Source organism: Pseudomonas sp. IAC-BECa141, from assembly GCF_020544405.1.
GTDB lineage: Bacteria > Pseudomonadota > Gammaproteobacteria > Pseudomonadales > Pseudomonadaceae > Aquipseudomonas.
On sequence record NZ_CP065410.1, the window covers coordinates 5,766,782 to 5,787,858 of the forward strand.

The following is a 21,077-nucleotide window of genomic DNA, read 5'->3' on the forward strand; positions in this document are numbered from 1 at the left end:
CGCCTGACGCGAGCCGCCTCGAGGAGACTGAACATGGGCCTGAACAACCAGTGGATGCAACGCGATCTCGCGGTGCTGTGGCATCCCTGCACCCAGATGAAAGACCACGAACAGCTTCCGCTGATCCCGATCAATCGCGGTGAAGGTGTCTGGCTGGAAGACTTCGAAGGCAAGCGTTATCTGGATGCAGTCAGCTCCTGGTGGGTCAACGTGTTCGGCCACGCCAACCCGCGCATCAATCAGCGCATCAAGGATCAGGTCGATCAGCTGGAGCACGTGATTCTGGCCGGTTTCAGCCATCAGCCGGTGATCGAACTGTCCGAGCGTCTGGTGAAGATGACGCCGGAAGGCCTGAACCGGGTTTTCTACGCCGATAACGGTTCGTCCTGCATCGAAGTCGCGCTGAAAATGAGCTTTCACTACTGGCTCAACCGCGGCCAGCCGAACAAGAAGCGCTTCGTCACCCTGACCAACAGCTACCACGGCGAAACCATGGCGGCGATGTCGGTCGGCGACGTGCCGCTGTTCACCGAGACCTACAAAGCGTTGCTGATGGACACCCTCAAGGTGCCGAGCCCCGATTGCTACCTGCGTCCGCAGGGCATGAGCTGGGAAGAACACTCGCGCAACATGTTCGCGGCCATGGAGCAGACGCTGGCGGAAAATCATGACAGCGTCGCGGCCGTGATCGTCGAGCCGCTGATCCAGGGCGCCGGCGGCATGCGCATGTATCACCCGGTCTATCTCAAGTTGCTGCGCGAGGCTTGCGACCGTTACGGCGTGCACCTGATCCACGACGAAATCGCCGTCGGTTTCGGTCGCACCGGGACGATGTTCGCCTGCGAACAGGCCGGCATCCGACCGGACTTCCTCTGCCTGTCGAAAGCCCTCACCGGCGGTTACCTGCCGTTGGCGGCGTGCCTGACCACCGACGAGGTTTACGGCGCGTTCTACGACGACTACCCGACCCTGCGCGCCTTCCTGCATTCGCACAGCTATACCGGCAACCCGCTCGCCTGCGCGGCGGCGCTGGCGACCCTGGACATTTTCGAGCAGGACAACGTGATCGAGCGCAACCGGGCGTTGGCTCAACGCATGGCCTCGGCGACGGCGCATCTGGTGGATCATCCGAATGTCTCGGAAGTCCGTCAGACCGGCATGGTCCTGGCCATCGAGATGGTCAAGGACAAAGCCACGAAAGAGGCTTATCCGTGGCAGGAACGCCGCGGCCTGAAGGTGTTCCAGCATGCGCTGGAGCGTGGCGCATTGCTGCGTCCGCTGGGCAGTGTGGTGTATTTCCTGCCGCCGTACGTAATCACCCCGGAGCAGATCGACTTCCTTGCCGAAGTCGCCAGCGAAGGCATCGACATCGCCACCCGCGAGAGTGTCAGCGTGGCGGTACCGAAGGATTTCCATCCCGGGTTCCGTGATCCGGGTTGATTCGGCTTACTTGAGATTTGCAGTGCCTGGACTGCCTCTTTCGCGAGCAAGCTCGCTCCCACAGCGAAATGCATTCTAAATGTGGGAGCGAGCTTGCTCGCGAATGAAGTCGACTCCGATCCAACTGATTCACATCTTTTCAGAGAACCACCATGAGACTGTCCCGCTTCTTTATCGACGCCCCGCTGAGCACCGGCGAACACGAACTGCCGGAAGCCCAGGCGCATTACATCAGCCGCGTGCTGCGCATGGCCGAGGGCGATGCGGTGCAGTTGTTCGACGGTTCCGGCCACGAGTTTCGCGGATCGCTGGTGGAAGTCGGCAAGAAACGCGTGGTGGTGCAGATCGACGAGCAGTTTGCAGGTCAGGTCGATTCGCCGCTGCAAATCCACCTCGGCCAGGGCCTGTCACGGGGTGAGCGGATGGACTGGGCGATCCAGAAAGCCACCGAGCTGGGCGTGACCGAAATCACCCCGATCTTCAGCGAGCGCTGCGAAGTCCGCCTCAAGGACGAACGCGCCGACAAACGCCTGCTTCACTGGCGTCAGGTGGCAATCAGCGCTTGCGAGCAATGCGGTCGTTCGCGGGTGCCGGTGATTCACCCACCGGTGCTGCTCACCGACTGGCTGAAGCAGACCGAAGCCGAGCTGAAACTGGTGCTGCACCCGGTCGCCGAGCCGTTGATCAGCCACGCCAAACCATCGACCCTGGCGTTCCTGATCGGCCCCGAAGGCGGCTTGTCCGACGCCGAAGTCGAGCAGGCCAAAGGCAACGGTTTCCACGCCGCCCGCCTCGGCCCGCGCGTGCTGCGCACCGAGACCGCGCCAGTTGTGGCGCTGGCGGTGGCGCAGCAACTGTGGGGTGATTTCTAACCCGTCACTGCACCGGATCACTGATCGGTCTGGCAATGATTGCCTTGAGTTCGCTAGTCATCGGGAACTCAAGGTTCAAGCCTTTGGGCGGGATCGGCTGTTCGAACCACTTGCGGTAGATCCCGTTGATCTCCCCCGAGCTGTACAGGTCGGCCAACACACCGTTGACCAGTGCAAGGAACTGCGGATCATCCTTGCGCACCATGCAGCTGTAGATTTCCCGCGACTGCTCCTCCCCCACCACGACCCAGTTGTGCGGGTCGCGCGCCTTGGCCCGTTCGCCGTAGAGCAACGCATCGTCCATGTAGAACGCCGCCGCGCGCCCCGATTGCAGCATCTGGAACGCCTCGCCGTGATCCTTGGCACTGATCACGAACATGTTCAATTTGTGATCGAGGTTGTAGCTCTTCAGATAGCGCTCGTTGGTGGTGCCGGCGGTGGTCACCACGTTCTTGCCGCGCAGGTCATCGAAGCTGTGGATTGCGCTGTCCTTTGCGGTCAACAACTGGCCTTTGACGTAGATGAAACCGTAGGAGAACGCGACCTGCTTCTGCCGTTCGGCCGTCACTCCGGTGGAGCCGCATTCAAGGTCGACCGTGCCGTTCTGCACCAGCGGAATCCGCGTCTGCGAGGTCACCAGGTTGTACTTCACCTTCAGCTCCGGCAGCGCCAACTGCTGTTTGATGCGCTCGACGATCCTGTCCGCCAGTTCCACCGAATACCCCATTGGCTGCCCGGTGTGATCGCCCACATACGAGAACGGCACCGACGCATCGCGATAACCCAGGGTGATGCTGTTGGCGCTGGCAATCTTGCCGAGCGTACCGGTCAGCGGCACTTCATTGGCCTGTGCCTGGGCGCCGATGAACAGCGCCAGTGTGCAGCCGAGCAACGTGATTTTTTGCATTGTTATTCTCCGTTGTGGGTGGGGTGTTTTAGCAGAAAACGTCACGCCGCACGGGGATTGAACCCGTGCAGATCAATGGATGTGCGTTGCTGGCCGATCAGTTCGCTGAGCAACTGCCCGCTGCCGCAGGCCAGGGTGAAACCGAGCGCACCGTGGCCGAGGTTGAGCCACAGATTGCGATACGCCGTGGCGCCCAGCAGCGGAACGCCGGTGGGCGTTGCCGGACGCATGCCGGCCCACTCAATGGCGGCGTCATAGTGGCCGGCGTCGGGAAAGGTGTCGCGGGCCTGGCGTTTGATCAGAGCCAGTCGCTCGGGGTCCACCGCCGGGTCGAAACCGACGATGTCGACCATCGCCGCCACGCGTAACTGTTCGCCGATGCGGGCGTAGACGATCTTGCGGTCGTAGTCGGTGATGCTGACGTCCGGTACCCGGTGTTCACTGCCAATCGGTACGGTCAGGCTGTAGCCCTTCAGCGGATACAGCGGCAGGCGCAGGCCGGGCAGCGCCAGCAACGGGCTGCGATGGCCGGCGGCGATTACCAGTTGTTCGACCGGCAGGGTTTCTTCGCCAAGTTCGATGGCCGTGACGGCGCCGTGGCTGTGATGGATGCCGGTGACTGCCTGACCGAGGCGAAACTCGCAGCGGCCCGACGCGTTCAATCGCGCCGCCAACTGTTGGCAGAAACCGTGACAGTCGCCGACTTCTTCATCCGGCGTGTAGATCGCGCCCACAAACGGCGCCTTGGCCAATGCCGGTTCCAGTTGAGTACATTCGGTGGCGGACAACACCTGCTGTTGCTGCGGATCGGCCAGGCCCTTGCGCGCATGATCGAAGCTGGCGGCGTTGCGGAAGGTCACCAGTTTGCCGTTGCGCCGCCAGTTGAAACCGGCCAGCCCGTCGTCCTCGCGCCAGCGTTTCAGCGTGCTCTGGCTGAACAGCGCCAGACGCAACAGATGCGCGGCGTTTTCACGATTGACCGAGGTGCGGCAGGCGGCGAGAAACGACGCCATCCAGCGCCACTGCGTCGGGTCCAGGCGCGGGCGCAGCTTCAGCGGTGAATCGCCGCGCAGGATCCAGCCGATCGCCTGCAGCGGCACACCGGCATCGGCCAGCGGCGCAACATAGCGATAGGACAACTGGCCGCCGTTGGCGAAGCTGGTTTCGCTGCCCAGCGACTGCCGCGCCTCGACCACTGTCACTTCGAAGCCGTCGCGCACCAGCGCATAGGCCGTTGCCAACCCGATCACGCCGCCGCCGATGATGCACACACGCTGAGCCATGTCCGTCCTTAATCGCTCTTGAAGACGAGACCGAGGTTAGGGCGAGGTGACAGGCGCCGAACAATGAATAAAGATGCCAAACCTATAAACCAAGGTTATGGACTCACCATGCGCCTTCGCCACATCGAGATTTTCCAGGCCATCCGCCAGACCGGCTCGGTCAGCGCCGCTGCGCAATTGCTGCACGTCTCGCAACCGGCGGTGACCAAGGTGTTGCAGCACGCCGAACAGCAGTTGGGTTTTCCATTGTTCCTGCGGGTGCGCGGCAAGTTGCAGGCGACCCCGGAAGCGCTGGAGCTGGAGCGCGAAGTCGACAAGGTCACCGAAAGCCTGCAAAGCGTGCGGCGTCTGGCCCAGAGCCTGCGCCGCGAGCCCGGCCACAGCCTGCGGATCGGCGCGACGCCTGCCCTGGCGCTGTCATTGCTGCCGCCGGCGATACGGCAATGGACGGCGCAGTTCCCGGACATTGCCTGCGAACTGTCCAGCGCCCACAGCCGCGAGCTGATGCAGAACCTGCTGATGCGCGAAGTGGACGTGGCCCTGACGTTGCAGTTGCCGGATCATCCAGGGCTGAAGGCGCAGGCATTGGCAGTGGGCGTATTGGTGGCGCTGGCACCGAAAGGTTACTGGCCCGAGGAAGACGCGGGTCAGCCGTTGTCGCTGATGGCCCTGGCTGGTGCGCCGCTGATCGGGCTGTCCAGCGCCGATCCGCTGGCCGCCCGGCTCGACAGTTATCTGGAAGCCGTCGAGCCCCCGCCTCGGGTACGGATCGCCGTGCAGACGTACTCACTGGCGCGAGCGATGGTGGAGTCCGGCGCCGGGGTGGCGGTGATCGATCCGTTCACGGCGCTCGGTGCTTCGCCGACCAGCACTGTAATCCGCCCTCTCACTCCGCCGCTGCCGATCACGCTGTACGCGGTAACTCGCGCCACTGAACCGCCGCCGCATACCCTCGGCGACCTGTTGCAGATATTCAGCAGCCGCGCGCAGATAGAACTGCAAAACCTCGGCCCTGCGGGAGCGGGCTTGCCAGCGATTGCACTGGCCCCTTCAACACCTGAGTGACTGACAGTCCGTCATCGCGGGCAAGCCCGCTCAAAGGTTTTGGGTGATCTACAGGACGTAAAACAGTATCGCCACAAAGTGCAGCAGACTCCCGGCGATCACGAACAGATGCCAGATCCCGTGGGCATGCCGTAACCGATGGTCGAGGGCGAAAAAGATGATCCCCACGGTATACAGCACGCCCCCCGACGCCAGCCAGGCAAACCCCGCAGTCCCCAGCGCCGCAATCAGCGGCTTGACCGCCACCAGTACGATCCAGCCCATCACCGCGTAAATCACGATCGACAGGATCCGCGCCTCGGAGCGCGGTTTGATCTCTTGCAGGATGCCGATGAGCGCCAGGCCCCAGACAATCCCGAACAACGTCCAGCCCCACGGCCCGCGCAGGGTCACCAGGCAGAATGGCGTGTAACTCCCGGCGATCAGCAGGTAGATCGAAAAGTGATCGACCTTCTTCATGATCGCTTTCTTGCGCCCGCGCACGCTGTGGTACACGGTGGATGCGCTGTAGAGCACCAGCAAGGTGAAGGCGTAAATCGCCACGCTGACGATCTTCCACGGGCTGCCGTCGAGGCTGGCGATCACCAGCATCCAGACGCCCCCGACAAACGCCGCTACCGCCCCGACCAGATGCGTCCAGGCGTTCAGTTTTTCTCCGTGATACATGTGTCGCACACCTCGATTTCATTACCGCAGCGCGCAAGGCTCGGGCCTTGAGCGTAAAAGCGCAATGTTTCCGTTCAACGCGGGCCTGCGCCTGTCCTGATATTTGGGCACAATCGACCGATACCAAGAAGAGTCCGCGCCATGCTGATCGACGAAGAATTGACCCTGAAGAAACTCGAGGTGTTCCTCGCCTTCATGCGCACCGGCAACCTCGCCCGCGCCGCCGCCGAGTTGCAGACCAGCAACGTCAGCGTGCACCGCGCAATCCATTCGCTGGAAAGCGCCCTGCGCTGCCCGTTGTTCAAGCACGAAGGGCGCAACCTGACGCCGCTGGAAAGCGCCTTCGTACTCGAAGAGCGGGCGCAGAAGCTGATTCAGGACGTGGTCGAAAGCGTGCGCCTGACCCGCGAAGCCGCCGGGTTCTCGGCCGAGCGTTTCAAGCTCGGCTCACTGTATTCGCTGACGGTGAAGACCGTGCCGCAGCTGATCATGGGTTTGAAGATCCGCCGCAGCGAACTCAACATCGACCTGATCCTCGGCTCGAACATCGACCTGCTCTACAAACTGAAAAACATGGAAGTCGACGCGATCCTGGTGTCGCTGGACGACACCGTCAACGACCCGGACTGCGAACAGATTCCGCTGTTTTCCGACGACATCTTCCTCGCCACCCCGGCCGATTCCCGTTTTGCTCAGCGCAGCGAAGTGGACCTGGCGCAGGTGCGCGACGAAACCTTCATCACCCTCACCCAAGGCTTCGCCACCCATCAGGACGGGATTCGAGTGTTCAGGCAGGCAGGGTTCGAGCCGAAGGTGGCGATGCAGGTCAACGACATCTTCACCCTGCTGAGCATGGTCAGCTCCGGGGTCGGTTATGCGTTGCTGCCGGGGAGAATTGCGGCGGTGTACGAGAACCGGGTGAAGCTGATTCCGTTGCAGGAGAAGTACCGGTTGCAGCAGCACATCGGCGTGGTGTTTTTGAAGGCCAAGGAGCGGGATCCGAATTTGCTGGCGTTGCTGGCGGAGTGTCGGATGTATGCCAATCGCCAGGTCTCGCAATGATCGTTCCCACGCAGAGTGGAAACGATCACCCATCATCGTCCTAGCCCATCAAACCACGCATCAGCAGAAACAACAGCGAAGGCCCGAGCAAGCATCCAAGTGCGGTATAGAACGCCGCCGTCAGGCAACCATAAGGCACCAGTTTCGGATCGGTGGCCGCCAACCCTCCGGCCACACCACTGGATGTCCCCATCAAACCGCCAAAAATCACCGCACTGCGTGGGTTGTTCAGACCGATCATCGGCGCCACGAACGGCGTCATTACCATCACCAGAATCGCCTTGATCAACCCTGCGGCGATAGACAGCGCCATGACCTCGGAACTCGCGCCAATCGCCGCGCCGGTTACCGGTCCGACGATGTAGGTCACCGCCCCTGCGCCAATGGTCGTCAGACTCACCGCATCGGTATAACCGAATGCCATCGCCACCCCGACCCCGGCAACAAATGACGTGCCCACGCCGACAAACAACGCCAGCACACCAACAAACCCGGCCCGCTTCAGCTCATCGACACTGACGCCAAACGCCGTGGCAACAATCGCGAAGTCCCGCAGCATGGCGCCGCCAAGTAAACCGATACCCGACAACAACGGAATGTCCACGACCCCTTTCTGACCGCCAGTCAGGGCTCCGCCGATATACGACAGCACCAAGCCGAGCAAAATGGCGATGGCCGAGCCGTGCAGACGGCCCTTGGTGAAGGTGTTGGACATCCAGTAGGACACCCACATGGTCAGGCCGACAATCAGGAAACCGCTGATCAGCCCGTAGCCGGTGATGACTTTCATCATTGATTCGTACATGGCGCTCACCCCGCAGTCTTGGCAGGTGTGATCGGCGCCGGTTCCTTGTTACCCAGGCGCACCAGCACCGGCACCAAGGCAAAGGCAATGACCACGGCGAGCGTTCCCGCAAGGATCGCCATCGGCCCGCCCTTCAGCGCGCCGTAAACATTCTGTTGCGCGGCCATGGCGACCACGATCGGAATGTAGATCGCACTCCAGAACTCGACGCCCTGTTCGGTCTTGCCCTTGAGCCAGCCACTTTTGTTCAAGTAACTGCCCAACCCGATCAACAGCAGCATCGCAATACCGACACCGCCGACATTGGCCGGCACGCCGATCAACTTGCCGAGCAGTTCACCGACCCAGATACCCACCAGCGTACAAAAGGCGAGAAACGCCACACCGTAAATAATCATTGTTGTAGTCCTCAAAGTGCATCGTCGAATGTTGTTTTTGTTGTTCGAAGCCTGAGTCGGTGATTTAGGGTCGTCGGCCCTCCTCCTCTCGCAACAGCGCCTGCAAGGTGTCGAGCCGGGCACTGTCGAAGGCAGTGACGGTCCCCTGTTCGAACACCCGGCGCGCCAGCCCGGTCAGCACCGCACCGGGCGGCAGTTCGATCTGTAGTCGCACGCCGCGCTCGTAGGCGCTTTGCACGGTGCCGCGCCAGTCCACCACGCGGCACATGTTGAAGGCGAGGTCGTCGCGCAGCGCTTCTACCTTGGTCACAGGCCTTGCGCGACTGCCGCTCAGGTAAGCGATTTTTGGTGTTTTCAGCTCTACCTGGGTGAACGCCTCGGCGAGGGTTTGTGCCGGCTCATCCAGCAACGGGCAGTGGGACGGCACGCTGACCGCCAGACGTTTTGCCAGCCCGGCGCCACGGCTGCGCGCCAGCTCGGCCACTGCCTGCATCGCCTTGTCGCTGCCGGCAATCACCACCTGGTTATCGGCGTTGATGTTGGCCAGGTACACCGGTGTATCTGCGCTGTGCACCTGAGCCAGCAAATCTTCGACTGTGGAGAGTTGCAGACCGATGATCGCGGTCATCCCGAAGCCCTGTGGATAAGCCTGCTGCATCAACTCGCCGCGCAGGCTGACCAGATGCAACGCATCGCTGAAGCTCAACGCTCCCGCGACCACCGCTGCCGGATACGCACCGATGGACAGGCCGGCGACGTAATCGGCGGTAAGTCCGGCCTGCAACAATTGCCGCGAGGCGGCGACGCCGGCGATCAGCAGGCAGAGCTGAACCGCCCGGGTGCTGCGTAATGCTTCGCCGGAATCCAGCCGCAAGACGTCTTCACCGAGGCTATCGCTGGCCTCAATCAGCGTTTCCCGAGGCAAACGCTGGAGCATGCCGGGCTGCTGCGCGCCCTGACCGGGAAACACCAGCAGGCTGCTCACGCTGCCAGCTCCTGCGGGTTCCACGGATCGCTCACCAGACAGGCTTCATGGGCGTTTTTCAGCAGCACCCGCGAAGTGTTTCCGGCCCACTCGCGCAGGGCGACAGCACCGAATGGCGTCTGCAACTGCAGGTCGACCCGGCAGATCGCCTGATCGAAAACCGCCACCAGTTCACGTGCCTGGTGACGGGTGATGAGTTGCGGTGTACGCAGGATCAGATCGAGATCACTGGCTTCGTGCATGGCCGCAAAACCGCTCGCCAGTTCAAACCCGACACTGCCACTGACACCCCAGACCCAGCCGCAATCATCGAGCATCGAGCGCAGTTGCCGAAGCGCCTGCATGACCGGCAGATCACGCTGGCTGTCGACCTGACAAAGCGCTTCCGGGCTGACCCGGCAAGCAATCGAATCGAGCGCCATGAACGCCGCCAACCGCTGCTCACGCAAGCGACCGCGCACGCCCACCGCCACGAATCCCTCCTCACTCAACGCCCGCCGCACCACCACCGGTTGCCCGGCAGCCAGCGAGTCAATCGCCCACTGCGGCGCATCCGCCGGCAGTTGCGCCGGCGTCATGCCCCACAGCAGGTCGTGGGCCAGAGGCGTGTTCACCACTGCGCCCTCAACAGTTCACGCACGCGGCTGGAGGCTTCGCGATTTTTCGCACCGAGACGATTGCTCAAATCCGTCGCGCCAATATTGCCGATCGCCTGCTTCAGGCATTCGCCGACCCGCGCCAGATCCTCCGCCGTCGGCTGCTCGATCTGCTGCACCGACAGGGTTTCCCAGAGCAACCCGAGACTGGCATAGCTGTCGATGTCATAGGCCATCGGCGGCACGCTGGACGCCAGGGTTTCCAGTTCTTCGACGCTGCGCAAGGTCACCCGAGCCGCCGAAGCCTTGCCCATCGCATGCACCATCACCCCCGGATCACGCAGGGCGATCAAGCGATTAGCCTGATAACCGTGAGCGAGAAACGCCCCTGACATGGCCTTGCCCACCAGCAGCGCTATCACTGGGTGCCCGGCCAGACGCGCGCGAGCATAAGCGTCCGCCGCACCGGCCAGAGCCTGATGAATGCCGAGGGCTTCTTCGCGGCGACCGTAGGCTTGGCTCGGCACATCGACGATGGCGATCAAGGGACGCTTTTGCGGTTTGTCACGGTCGGCGGTGATCGCATCATCCACAGCCTTGGCCAGACCCCAGCCTTCGAGCAACCCGACTTCGCCGTTGCGAGCGCGAGGGAAACGGTTTTGCGGATCGGCGACCACTGCGATAAACCGCCCGAGCTCACCATCGACGACCTTCAACGAGGGCGGCAAACCCTCAATGGCCTTCGCGCCCGCACTCAAGGCGTTGAACCAGTTCAAACCGCGCACGGAATAACCACTCATGAGCGCTCTCCTTGATACAGATCGCGAACCACCGAAGGCTCGATTTGCTTGTCAGTGTCCAGGCTCGTCAGGCGTTGCAGGAACCACTCGGCCCGTTGACTGCGCGGTTGTTTCGGCAGGCCTTGGTGCAGCAGCTCGCCGACCTGATGGCGAATCTGCGCCACGTCATCAGCGGCATAACGGTCTACCAGGCCACTGGCGAAACGTTGCTCGCCACCGGTCAGGCTCCAGATGAAGGGCCGGTCGCGGGAGTCGTATTCCTCGATCCCGGCTTCCTGCTCGATCACCTGCGGACCGTTCAGGCCGAGGCGTGCTTCCTGGGTCACCAGCAAATAGCTGCACAGCGCGGCAGCAATCGACATCCCGCCAAAGCAACCGACGCTGCCGGCCACCACGCCGACCACCGGTTGGTGTTGCTGCAGATCGACAATCGCCGCGTGAATGTCGGCAATCGCCGCCAGTCCGAGGTTGGCTTCCTGCAGGCGCACACCGCCGGTTTCCAGCAGCAGAATGGCGCGAGTCGGGATGCCTTTGCGGTTGTCTTCGGCGGCCAGCTCCAGCGCGCCGGCGATTTTCGCGCCGCCGACCTCACCGAGACTGCCGCCCTGAAACGCGCCTTCAATCGCCGCGATCACCACCGGCAAACCGTCGAGGCGGCCCTTGGCGATCACCACACCGTCATCCGCCTGCGGCACCACGCCCTGACGCCCGAGCCACGGCGACATGACGCGTTGAAACGGGTCGAGCAGTTCGCGGAAGGTGCCGGCGTCGAGCAAGGCTTTCGCCCGCTGCCGTGCGCCGAGTTCGACGAAGCTGTGTTTGTGCAAAAGTGTTGAGGTGTCAGTCATGGCCGATCTCCTCAAAGCCTTGCTCCAGACGCAGGCGCACCACGCCCGGGGTCGCGCCGAAGTCATGGATATCGATGGCCATCGCCGGTGGCGTGGTGCCGTCGAACATCCGCGCGAACAGGTGCTGCCAGCGCTGCTGCGCGCCGTTGACCGAGGTCTGCACGTTGATCGTCAGCTTGCCGGCCAGGCCCGGTTCGATCAGCACTTCCAGATCGCCCGAGCCGACACAACCGACCAGCGCGCGACCGCGCGGCGGCTGCCCGGCGGGGAATTCAAAGGATAAGGTTTCCATCAAAACGCTCCCTGAAGGATGCCGTCGCGCTCGATTCGATCAAGCAGCAGGCTGGCGGCGAGCAAGTCGGCGGCGCCACCGGGCGAGGCATTCAATGCGATGAGTTGTTGATCCAGTTCATGCAGGCGGCGGCGACCGGTGAGGCTGGCGCTGCCACCGGCGTCGAGCACGGCCTGGGCGCCGTGCTGCATGGCGTGCAGGCCCTGTTCGCCGGCGCGGTACAGGACGCAGGTGTCGGCGAGCTCAGTCATGATCGCCAGCAAGCCATCGAGCCGGGCGTTCTGTTCGCCATGGCCGGCGGCGCGGCTGCGTTGGAGCTGCGGCAAACCGCGCTGCACCACCGACGGGAAACCGAGCTGCGCTTCTTCCCGGGCACCGCGAGCGCCGTAGCGTTGGGCGACTTGCGCGCCATGGCTCAGCGGGCGCGGCGCATGACGGTCATCGAGCAATGCCAGGCGCGCAGCGCGCAGGGTAACGGCGCCAGCGCTGGTGGACCTGGTGTCCAGCGCGGCAGCCGTGACCAGCAGGCCCAGCGCCCAGATCGCCCCGCGATGGGTGTTCACGCCGTGGGTGGTGGCGAGCATCGCTTGCTCGCCTTCCCGGCCGATGCGGCCAATGGCTTCGCGCAGCGGCAAGCCGATCTCGCCGAACTCGAGCGCGGCCTCGGCCATTTCCTTGAACGCCGGCCACAACGCCAACGCCGAGGCGTGCATCAATCCCAAGTGCAGATCGGTGTGCGCACCGTTGCCACGTCGGTCCACCAGCGCCGGTTTCGGCGACAGGTCGGCTTCGTCGATCAGCGCGTCCACTGCCAGGTCCGCCAGCCGTTCCGCGAGGGTGATGGTTTTCGGTTGCAGGTTGAGTGCGTGCATTACCAGCTCCTGAACTTGGCGGGCGGGTTATAGAGGCCGCCGGACCACTCGACCAGATCGGCCACGCTTTTCGCCGCCAGCAACTCGCGGGTTGCGTCGGTGCGACGGATGCCAAGGTCTTCGGGCAAGGCGATCAGGCCTTCGCGGCGCATGCGTTCAGTGTCTTTCGGGTTGTGGCGCAGGCCGATGGCCGTGACGCCGGCGACCGCAGCGATCATCGCCTGACGCTCTTCCAGCGAGCGCGCCTTGTACAGGTAGGCGATGCCCTCTTCGGTCAGCAGGTGAGTGACGTCGTCGCCGTAGATCATGATCGGCGCCAGCGGCATGCCGCTTTTCTTCGCCACCTCAACCGCGTCGAGGGTTTCGACGAAGGTCGGTTTGCCGCCCTCCTGGAACGTCTCGACCATCTGCACCACGAGTTTCTTGCCACGCTCGAGCATCGGCTGCTGCGAATCGTCATGCCGCATATCGAGCCATGCCGGAGTGCCGTGACGGCGACCGCGCGGGTCGTGACCCATGTTCGGCGCGCCGCCGAATCCGGCGAGACGGCCACGGGTCACGGTGGAGGAATGGCCGTCGCCATCGACTTGCAGGGTCGCGCCGATGAACAGGTCTACCGCGTATTGCCCGGCCAGTTGGCAGAACATCCGGTTGGAACGCAGCGAGCCGTCGCGCCCGGTGAAGAACACGTCCGGGCGAGCGGCGATGTAGTTTTCCATGCCCAGTTCGGTGCCGAAGCAATGCACGCTTTCGACCCAACCGCTTTCAATCGCCGGGATCAAGGTTGGGTGCGGATTGAGCGTCCAGTTACGGCAGATCTTGCCCTTGAGGCCAAGGGATTCGCCGTAGGTCGGCAGGATCAGTTCGATGGCCGCGGTGTTGAAACCGATGCCGTGGTTCAGCGACTGCACGTTGTGTTTTTCGTAGATGCCGCGGATCGCCATCATCGCCATCAGCACGTGTACAGGCTTGATGTGGCGAGGGTCGCGAGTGAACAGCGGTTCGATGTAGAACGGCTTGTCCGCCACCACCACGAAATCGACCCACGATGCGGGGATGTCCACGCGAGGCAGTTCGCTGACGTCGTCCACCAGTTGGTTGACCTGGACGATGACGATGCCGTCGCTGAAGGCTGCCGGCTCAATCAGCGCCGGGGTGTCTTCGGTGCTCGGGCCGGTGTAGATGTTGCCGGCACGGTCGGCCATGAACCCGGCCGAGAGCACGACGTTGGGAATCAGGTCCACCACCAGCCGGGCGTAGAGTTCGATGTAGGTGTGGATCGCGCCGACTTCCAGCAGACCGTCTTCGAGCAACTGGCTGATGCGCAGGCTCTGGGTGCCGGCAAAGGAGAAATCGAGTTTGCGGGCGATGCCGCGTTCGAACAGGTCCAGATGCTCTGAGCGACCGACGCTGGGCATGATCATGTGCAGGTCGTGGAGCTTTTCAGGATCGGCCTTGGCCAAAGCACGGGAAAGGAAATCCGCCTGCTTCTGGTTGTTGCCCTCCAGCACCACACGGTCGCCGGGCAGGATCAGCGCCTCAAGCGCCGCGACGATCCTGTCGGTGGGCAACACCGCACCGTCGGCCAGCCCGCGCACCTTGTCGAGGCGCCGCTGCTTCTCGTCACGCCGCCGCGTCCAGCGCGAGTCGGGGGATATTGTTGTTGTCATGCTCACTCCACGGGTTCGCTGTCGTGGAGCTACCTTAGGAGTGTCAGGTGGGGGCATCAATCAAGCGCGGTGGCAAACCGTTACGGTCAGCGTAATGAATACTGGCCTCATCGCTGGCAAGCCCTGGTTCAGTGAACCAGTCCGGCATCCACCAACAATTTCTCCAATGCCAACAAATCCGGCACCTTCGCCACCTGCTCCCCGACCTGCACCGCCGCCTGCTCCAGCGCACACAACGGCACGTCGACATAACTCAACTGGCTGTCGAGCTTGTACGAGCGCGGAATCCCCTGCACCAGCAGCGCGATGAACTTCAACTCAGGCCGCCCGCCGAGGGCGTTGAGGATGACGATCCGTGCCCGCTCGCCGATGACGATCTTGTTGCCGCAGGCCGACTCGAAACTCAGCAGCGGAATCTGCCGCTCGCGCCAGGTCACCCGGCCCAGATACCACGGCGGCGTGTCGAGATCGAAGGCACTGGACTGGTAGTCGATCAGCTCGGCAACGGCGACGTTGGGCAGGATCAGGTTGCGATCCGCCAGCGGCAGCAGCAGCCCGGTGAGTTGGCTGGTGCGTTGGTTGTCCCGGCGTTCATGCATGTTTTTTGCTCCACAGCGCGATGCTTTCGAGCAGCACCGATTCCTGGTACGGCTTGCCGAGGTAGTCGTTGACGCCGATGGCCATCGCGCGGTCGCGGTGTTTCTGGCCGGTGCGCGAGGTGATCATGATGATCGGCAGGTGTTTCAGGCGCTCGTCGTGGCGCACCTGGGTCGCCACTTCGAAGCCGTCCATGCGCGGCATTTCGATGTCGAGCAGCATCAGGTCCGGCATGTGTTCTTCCAGCAGCAGCATCGCATCGACCCCGTCCTTGGCGGTCAGCACGTTCATGCCGTGGCGTTCCAGCAAACGACTGGTGACCTTGCGCACCGTGACCGAATCGTCGACCACCATCACCAGCAACGGCTTTTGCGGTTCGCTCTCGATTTCGTGACTGGCCGGCCGCTGCGGCAACCGCGCCTGCATCGCGCGGATCGGCGCCAGCAGGTCGAGAATCAGCACCACCCGGCCATCGCCGAGAATCGTCGCCCCGGACACGCCCTGCACCGACGCGAACTGCGGGCCGAGGCTCTTGACCACGATCTCGCGGGTGCCGGCCATCGTGTCGACCTGCACCGCAATGTGCCGGTCGTTGCACTGCACCAGCAAGACCGGCACCGGCAGGCTCTGGCCGGACAGCTTCGGCCGTGGCGCGGTTTTCAGCAGCTCGCCCAAATAGCACAGTTCATAACGCTGACCGCCGTATTGATAACTCGGCGGGTCGAGACGGAAATGCCCGTCCAGTTCATTCGGCAGCACACGGACGATACCGTCGATGGTGTTCAGCGGAATCGCGTACTGATCCTCACCACACTGCACCATCAGCGCACGGTTGACCGACACGGTGAACGGCAGGCGAATGCGGAAGTGCACGCCCTGCCCCGGCACCGAGTCGATGCTCATGGTGCCGCCCAGTTGCCGGACTTCTTCGTGCACCACGTCCATGCCCACGCCACGCCCGGAAATCTGGGTGATTTTCTCGGCCGTGGAAAAACCTGGCTGAAGAATGAACTGCAGCACATCGCGATCACTGATCTGCGCGTCAGGTGCCAGCAATCCTCGCTTGATCGCCTTGCGTCGCACAGCGTCCAGCGGCACGCCGGCGCCATCGTCGCGGATGTCGAACACGATGTCGCCGCCCTCGCGGGACAGGTCGAGGCTGATCTGCCCCTGCGCCGGTTTGCCCGCCGCCAGCCGGACTTCGGCGGACTCCAGACCATGGTCGACGGCATTGCGCAGCATGTGCTCCAGCGGTGCGGCCATGCGTTCGAGTACGTTGCGGTCCATCTCGCCTTCGGCGTTGCCAACGGTAAACGCGACGTCCTTGCCCAGCTCTTCGGCGACCTGTCGGACGATGCGTTTCAAACGCGGCAACATGCGCTCGAAAGGCACCATGCGCGTGCGCATCAGGCCTTCCTGCAACTCGGTGTTGATCCGTCCCTGCTGCTGCAACAGGTTCTCGGCGTCGTGGGCGCGCCGGTCGAGGGTTTCCTTCAGATCCAGCAAGTCGGAAGCGGACTCGAACAGCGCCCGGGACAACTGCTGCAACTGCGAATGGCGGTCCATTTCCAGCGGGTCGAAATCCTCGTAGCCGAGGCGTTCGGCATCCACTTGCTGACGACTGAGGATCCGCCCCTGGGTTTCGGTGTCGAGCCGGCGCAACTGGTCGCGCATGCGCTCGATGGTGGTTTCCATCTCGTGCAGAGCGGTCTGCGCATCGCTGACTTGCTGTTCGATGCGCCCACGGAAAATCGAGGTTTCGCCGGCGAGGTTGACCAGTTCATCCAGCAGCTCGGCGGAGACCTTGACCATGTCCGCCCCGGCTTCGGGCGCCGGAGCAGCAGGCTCAACCTTCACCGCCACCGGCGGCACCGGCGCCGGAGTTTGCACCACCGGATGGCTGAAATTCTGGATCGCGCTGATCAGCCGATCCGCCGGTGGGCATGGCTGGCCGGCGCGCACCGCATCGAGCATCTGGGCCAACCGGTCATGACCACGCTGCAACAGGGCAAACAGTTCGGCACTGCCCTGCAGGGTACCGGCGGACAGGCTTTCGTAAAGGTATTCCAGCTCATGGGCGAGGTCGCCGATCGGGCCGATTTCCACCATCCGCGCGCCGCCCTTGAGGGTGTGCAGATCGCGCAACAGGGTTTCCACTTCCTGGCGATTGCCGGGCTCGGCCTGCCAGCGCAGCAACGCGGCACCGGAGTTTTCGATGATGTCGAAACCTTCTTCGAGGAAGATTTCCAGCAGCTCCGGATCGTGTCCGGGGCCGTCCTGCGTGACGCTGGTTGGCGGTGTTTCAGGATTGGCGGTCGAGCCCTGACGGAAACGGCGGATCGCCTCGATCAGGTCCTGCGCCGGATCCAGCGGCTGGTGCAGGTGCAACTGTTCGAGGAACTGCGCCAGACGTTCGTGGCTCTGGCGCAGCAATCGGTCGAGGGCTTCGCTGTGGCTGTAACGACGATCCACCAACCCTTCGTAAAGGCCTTCCAGCTCATGGGCCAGATCGCCGACAGCCGCCACCTCGGCCATCCGTGCGCCGCCCTTGAGCGTGTGCAGATCCCGTTGCAGCGACGACAGCGGTGCGCCGTTCTCCGGGTCTTTCAGCCAGCGCTGCAAGGCTTGCCCGGCGCTGTCGAGAATGTCGACCGCCTCTTCGAGGAAGATCTCGACGATCTCGTCGTCCGGCCCGCTGTCGGTGCTGTGTTGTTGCAGCTCGGCGGTGGCGCTGCCCAGTTCGCGAATGCTCGGGGTACGGCTGCCATCACTGCGGATCAGGCCCATGGCCGACGGGTCGAGGCTTTCGTCGAGCAGTTCGTGCAAGGCGCGGATACGCTGCGGTTGCGGGGTGATTTCCTGGCCGGCGGCCAGTTCGTCGAGCATGTTGATCAGGGCTTCATGGGCCTGCTGCGCCTCATGGAAAAACCGCTCGCTGACCGCCAGGCTGCTTTCTTCGACGGCGCCGTACAGATCGAGCAACGCTTCGCACAGCACGTCCACCGGCAGCAGATCCGCCAGGTGCGCGCCCTCGCCCAGGGTCGTCAGTTCATCCAGCAGCGCGCTGAGTTCCTGACGTTCGCCGGGGTGCTGTTGCCAGCGCTGCAGGAGGTTTTCGGCGTCGAGCAGGATGTCCATGCCCTGGGCCAGGAAGTTGTTGATCAGTTGCGGATCGCGCTTGACCCGCAACGCACTGCTCGGCGCGCTGAGGATTGATTCCAGGCGCTCGCCGAGCAGGGTTTCGGTGCGTTTGATCAGCGATTGCGCGCCGACAATCGGCGCCAGCGGATCGTGTTTGAGCTGACGCAGACCGACGCGGAACAGGCCCTCGGCTTCGAGCAGCAGTTCCACTTCGTCCAGGTCCAACGCCAGTTGATGGGCCTTGAATTCCCGGGCGAGCTTGTCGAGCGGCGCCGCCAATTCAGCAATCGGTGAAACCCCCGCCATCGAGGCGCTGCCCTTGAGCGTGTGCAGTGCACGTTGCAATTCGTCACTGGCCTGCAACGGCACATGCTCGGCGGCCTGATCGAGAAAACGGTTGAGGCTGGCGAGATGGGTTTCGGCTTCGTTGCGAAAAATCTCCAGCAGCAGCGGATCGAGGGCCGCGACGTCTTCCACGTCTTCAGCCGGCAGCGGTGTGTCGCCCTTGGCCAGCGCATGAGCACGGGCCGCCAGTTGATCGACATCGTGGCGCTGACGCTGGCCGTTGGTGGCGAATTCGCCGATCAGGTCCGGCAACAGCAGCAGCGTGTCGGCAAGCAACTGGTGCACCGCCGGGCCGGGTTCGACGCTGTGTTCGAGCACGCGGTTGAGCAGGTTTTCCACCGCCCAGGCCAGTTCGCCGATAACCAGCGCACGCACCATCCGGCCGCTGCCCTTGAGGGTGTGGAACGCGCGGCGCAGCTCACTGAGGGCGGCGCGGTCATCGGGCTCGGCAGACCAGCGCGGCAGGTATTCGCTCAGTACTTCGAGCACTTCCCCGGTCTCTTCGAGGAACACTTCGCGCAGCTCGTCGTCCACCGGTTCTTCATCAGCCGGTGGCGGCAGCAGGCTGCCCGGCGTGGTCAGCGCCGGCGGGTTGACCGCCGACACCGGGCTGGCCAGCACTTCGGCCAACGACTGCACGATCTGCGGATCATCCAGCTCCTGCAAATCCTGCATCACCAAGGCTTCGCTGGGGCTGAGCACATCGTCGAGCACCGGCACATGCGGCTCGCCGGGCTGTTCGTCGGGAAAGAAACCGAGACTGGCGAGGCTTTTCTGCGCGATATCCAGCAAGTGCTCGCTGGGTGCCTGCGGGTCATCGGTCATGCGCTCAAGGTAGTACTCGAGGCTGCTGATGGCGTCGGCGAGGCTGTCGAGTTGCTGCCAGCCCGGCTCATGAGGGTCGAGCAACAGATGCTCGCGGATGAACCCGTTGCAGGCTTCGAGCAGGCTTGCCGCGCGCGCCAGCGGAATCATCGCCAGTGCACCGCGCACCTGGGTCAGCAGCGCCGGCAGGCTTTGCAGTTGCTGGCGATCCCAGTCGGCGTCGATGTAGTCGACGATCATGTCCTTGGCCTGTTGCAGGCAGATGCGCGCTTCCTTGATCACGATCTGATGGATCTGCGTCAGGTCGGTGGTCGGCAGGCGCGAGTCTTCCGGGCTCTCCGGCTCCACCGTACCCACCATCCCGGCCAGCGTCGCCTCGACGTAGAGCAAGGCGCCGGCGACGTCCATCAGCGTGGCATCGTTCGGTTCGCGCTGGCCCTGCGCAAGGCTGAGCACCACTGCCAGTTGATCGATGATGACCTTGCGCGGCTGACCGAAACCAAGCACCGCCAGCGTATCGGCGATCTGCCGCAGCGGTGCCAGCAGGCTGTCCAGGTCCGAGGCGTGCTGGCGGTCGCTGCGCACGAACAGATCGAGGCGTTCCTTGACCCGTACCAGCTCTTCGCACAGCGCCGCGAGCACCGAGCGCATGGCATCGCGGTCGGGACCGGCCAGGCGCGCGCGTTCTTCGTCGACCATCGCGCTGTCGGGCAGCGCGTCGTCCAGGGAGTAGCGATCTTTCATGGTCAGCATCTGCCCGGTGGGATGTTCGGCTTTGGCGATATAAAACAGCAGGCTTTTCAGCAGTTCAGGCGGTGGCGGCTGGTTGAGGCCGGGCATGCCCTGTTCGAGCAGGCGCTTGAGTTCCTTGTCGGCGTCCTTGAACAGACTGCGCAGGGCCGGGCTGTTGGCGATTCGCCCTTCGCGCATGCCCTCGACCAGCGCCGAGGCGACCTGCCACAACGGGCTCAGCGGCGAGTGACCGCTGAGTGCTTCAAGTCGGGTAAAAACCTTGGCCAGATAACCGAGATGCGTCTGGTCGTCCTGCTCGCGGAGCAATCCGACCAGCGCCATTTGCAGCATCTGGCGCAACTTGCGCAGCACATTCGCCAGCTCTGGCGGTTCCAGCAGCGCCAGTGTTTCTTCGCTCAAAGGCGCCAGTTCGGGCAATTGCGGGCTGAACAGGCTGGTTTCCGACAACAGGCTTTCGCCTCGGGCGCTGCGCAAGTCGTTGATCAGCGGCAGTACCACCAGCGGCAGGTCACGGCGGGCGCCCTGCACGCGGTCGAGGTAAGTCGGCAACTGGCCCAGCGCCTGCAACAGCAAGTGCAGCGCTTCGTCGCGGTGGCTGACACGGTCGTTCTGCAACGCTTCGACCAGGTGTTCCATTTCTTCGGCGAGCAATGCCGCGCCATAGAACTCGACCATCTGCAGGCTGCCATGCACCTGATGGATGCAGGCCAGACACTCGTCCAGCCCCGGCACCGACTGCGGATCGTCGAGAACGGCTTCAATGGCCTGATGCGCCTGTCTCAGCGTCTCGGCTATTTCACCCTTGACCCATTCGAGGGCCACGTAGTCGTGCCGGTCACCCATAACCACTCCGCT

18 protein-coding genes are annotated in these 21,077 nt (G+C 63.4%); 4 read left to right on the plus strand and 14 right to left on the minus strand.

The window, feature by feature from the left end; all coding sequences use genetic code 11:
• Positions 1-33 precede the first annotated feature (33 nt).
• Together I5961_RS26445 and I5961_RS26450 are read left to right on the plus strand one after the other, a co-directional pair.
• Complete coding sequence (locus I5961_RS26445) at positions 34-1,440, plus strand: adenosylmethionine--8-amino-7-oxononanoate transaminase (protein WP_227233769.1); 1,407 nt, start codon at positions 34-36, stop codon at positions 1,438-1,440.
• A 152-nt stretch (positions 1,441-1,592) separates the two neighbouring features.
• Positions 1,593-2,312 (plus strand): 16S rRNA (uracil(1498)-N(3))-methyltransferase, encoded by a 720-nt coding sequence (locus tag I5961_RS26450; RefSeq protein WP_227233770.1) that lies wholly within the window; start codon positions 1,593-1,595, stop codon positions 2,310-2,312.
• Positions 2,313-2,316: 4 nt separating this feature from the next.
• On the opposite strand, the gene I5961_RS26455 is transcribed toward I5961_RS26450, so the two are convergent.
• Together I5961_RS26455 and I5961_RS26460 are read right to left on the minus strand one after the other, a co-directional pair.
• Complete coding sequence (locus I5961_RS26455; protein ID WP_085702894.1) at positions 2,317-3,219, minus strand: transporter substrate-binding domain-containing protein; 903 nt, start codon at positions 3,217-3,219, stop codon at positions 2,317-2,319.
• Between the two features lie 41 nt (positions 3,220-3,260).
• Positions 3,261-4,502 carry a D-amino acid dehydrogenase gene (locus tag I5961_RS26460; protein WP_227233772.1) on the minus strand — a complete coding sequence of 414 codons (1,242 nt, stop codon included), beginning with the start codon at positions 4,500-4,502 and terminating at the stop codon, positions 3,261-3,263.
• A gap of 108 nt (positions 4,503-4,610) precedes the next feature.
• Between I5961_RS26460 and I5961_RS26465 the strand changes: the two genes are divergently transcribed.
• Positions 4,611-5,567 carry a LysR family transcriptional regulator gene (locus I5961_RS26465; protein ID WP_227233773.1) on the plus strand — a complete coding sequence of 319 codons (957 nt, stop codon included), beginning with the start codon at positions 4,611-4,613 and terminating at the stop codon, positions 5,565-5,567.
• A 48-nt stretch (positions 5,568-5,615) separates the two neighbouring features.
• Here I5961_RS26465 and trhA read toward each other — a convergent pair whose 3' ends face one another.
• A complete protein-coding gene (gene trhA / locus I5961_RS26470) occupies positions 5,616-6,233 on the minus strand; it encodes a PAQR family membrane homeostasis protein TrhA (protein WP_011336351.1) in 618 nt (205 codons plus the stop codon).
• A gap of 141 nt (positions 6,234-6,374) precedes the next feature.
• Here trhA and I5961_RS26475 point away from each other — a divergent pair, with 141 nt between their 5' ends.
• Entirely contained in the window at positions 6,375-7,295 is a 921-nt protein-coding gene (locus I5961_RS26475) for a LysR substrate-binding domain-containing protein (RefSeq protein WP_227233775.1), read from the plus strand.
• Between the two features lie 40 nt (positions 7,296-7,335).
• Here the strand turns inward: I5961_RS26475 and madM are convergent, their stop codons facing one another.
• The 11 genes from madM to I5961_RS26530 all read right to left on the minus strand — a co-directional run bounded on the left by madM (position 7,336) and on the right by I5961_RS26530 (position 21,065).
• Positions 7,336-8,100, minus strand: a complete 765-nt coding sequence (madM, locus tag I5961_RS26480; protein WP_085697912.1) for a malonate transporter subunit MadM — start codon at positions 8,098-8,100, stop codon at positions 7,336-7,338.
• Between the two features lie 5 nt (positions 8,101-8,105).
• Positions 8,106-8,498, minus strand: coding sequence for a malonate transporter subunit MadL (gene madL, locus I5961_RS26485; RefSeq protein WP_025109166.1), 393 nt, complete (start codon positions 8,496-8,498; stop codon positions 8,106-8,108).
• A gap of 64 nt (positions 8,499-8,562) precedes the next feature.
• The gene (gene mdcH, locus I5961_RS26490) at positions 8,563-9,483 is read right to left on the minus strand and encodes a malonate decarboxylase subunit epsilon (protein ID WP_227233777.1); all 921 of its coding nucleotides are present in this window, start codon (positions 9,481-9,483) and stop codon (positions 8,563-8,565) included.
• Positions 9,480-10,100, minus strand: a complete 621-nt coding sequence (locus I5961_RS26495) for a malonate decarboxylase holo-ACP synthase (RefSeq protein ID WP_227233779.1) — start codon at positions 10,098-10,100, stop codon at positions 9,480-9,482. Before I5961_RS26495 ends, mdcH begins: the two co-directional genes overlap by 4 nt.
• A complete protein-coding gene (gene mdcE, locus I5961_RS26500; protein ID WP_227233781.1) occupies positions 10,094-10,879 on the minus strand; it encodes a biotin-independent malonate decarboxylase subunit gamma in 786 nt (261 codons plus the stop codon). Before mdcE ends, I5961_RS26495 begins: the two co-directional genes overlap by 7 nt.
• Complete coding sequence (locus tag I5961_RS26505) at positions 10,876-11,727, minus strand: biotin-independent malonate decarboxylase subunit beta (RefSeq protein ID WP_227233783.1); 852 nt, start codon at positions 11,725-11,727, stop codon at positions 10,876-10,878. Before I5961_RS26505 ends, mdcE begins: the two co-directional genes overlap by 4 nt.
• Positions 11,720-12,019 (minus strand): malonate decarboxylase subunit delta, encoded by a 300-nt coding sequence (locus I5961_RS26510; RefSeq protein ID WP_003229075.1) that lies wholly within the window; start codon positions 12,017-12,019, stop codon positions 11,720-11,722. Before I5961_RS26510 ends, I5961_RS26505 begins: the two co-directional genes overlap by 8 nt.
• Positions 12,019-12,891 carry a triphosphoribosyl-dephospho-CoA synthase gene (locus I5961_RS26515; RefSeq protein ID WP_085697840.1) on the minus strand — a complete coding sequence of 291 codons (873 nt, stop codon included), beginning with the start codon at positions 12,889-12,891 and terminating at the stop codon, positions 12,019-12,021. The genes I5961_RS26510 and I5961_RS26515 overlap by 1 nt, the downstream gene beginning before the upstream one ends.
• Entirely contained in the window at positions 12,891-14,561 is a 1,671-nt protein-coding gene (gene mdcA, locus I5961_RS26520) for a malonate decarboxylase subunit alpha (protein ID WP_085689631.1), read from the minus strand. The genes I5961_RS26515 and mdcA overlap by 1 nt, the downstream gene beginning before the upstream one ends.
• A gap of 128 nt (positions 14,562-14,689) precedes the next feature.
• Positions 14,690-15,160 (minus strand): chemotaxis protein CheW, encoded by a 471-nt coding sequence (locus tag I5961_RS26525; RefSeq protein ID WP_085697842.1) that lies wholly within the window; start codon positions 15,158-15,160, stop codon positions 14,690-14,692.
• Positions 15,153-21,065 carry an Hpt domain-containing protein gene (locus I5961_RS26530; protein WP_227233785.1) on the minus strand — a complete coding sequence of 1,971 codons (5,913 nt, stop codon included), beginning with the start codon at positions 21,063-21,065 and terminating at the stop codon, positions 15,153-15,155. Before I5961_RS26530 ends, I5961_RS26525 begins: the two co-directional genes overlap by 8 nt.
• Positions 21,066-21,077: the final 12 nt, after the last annotated feature.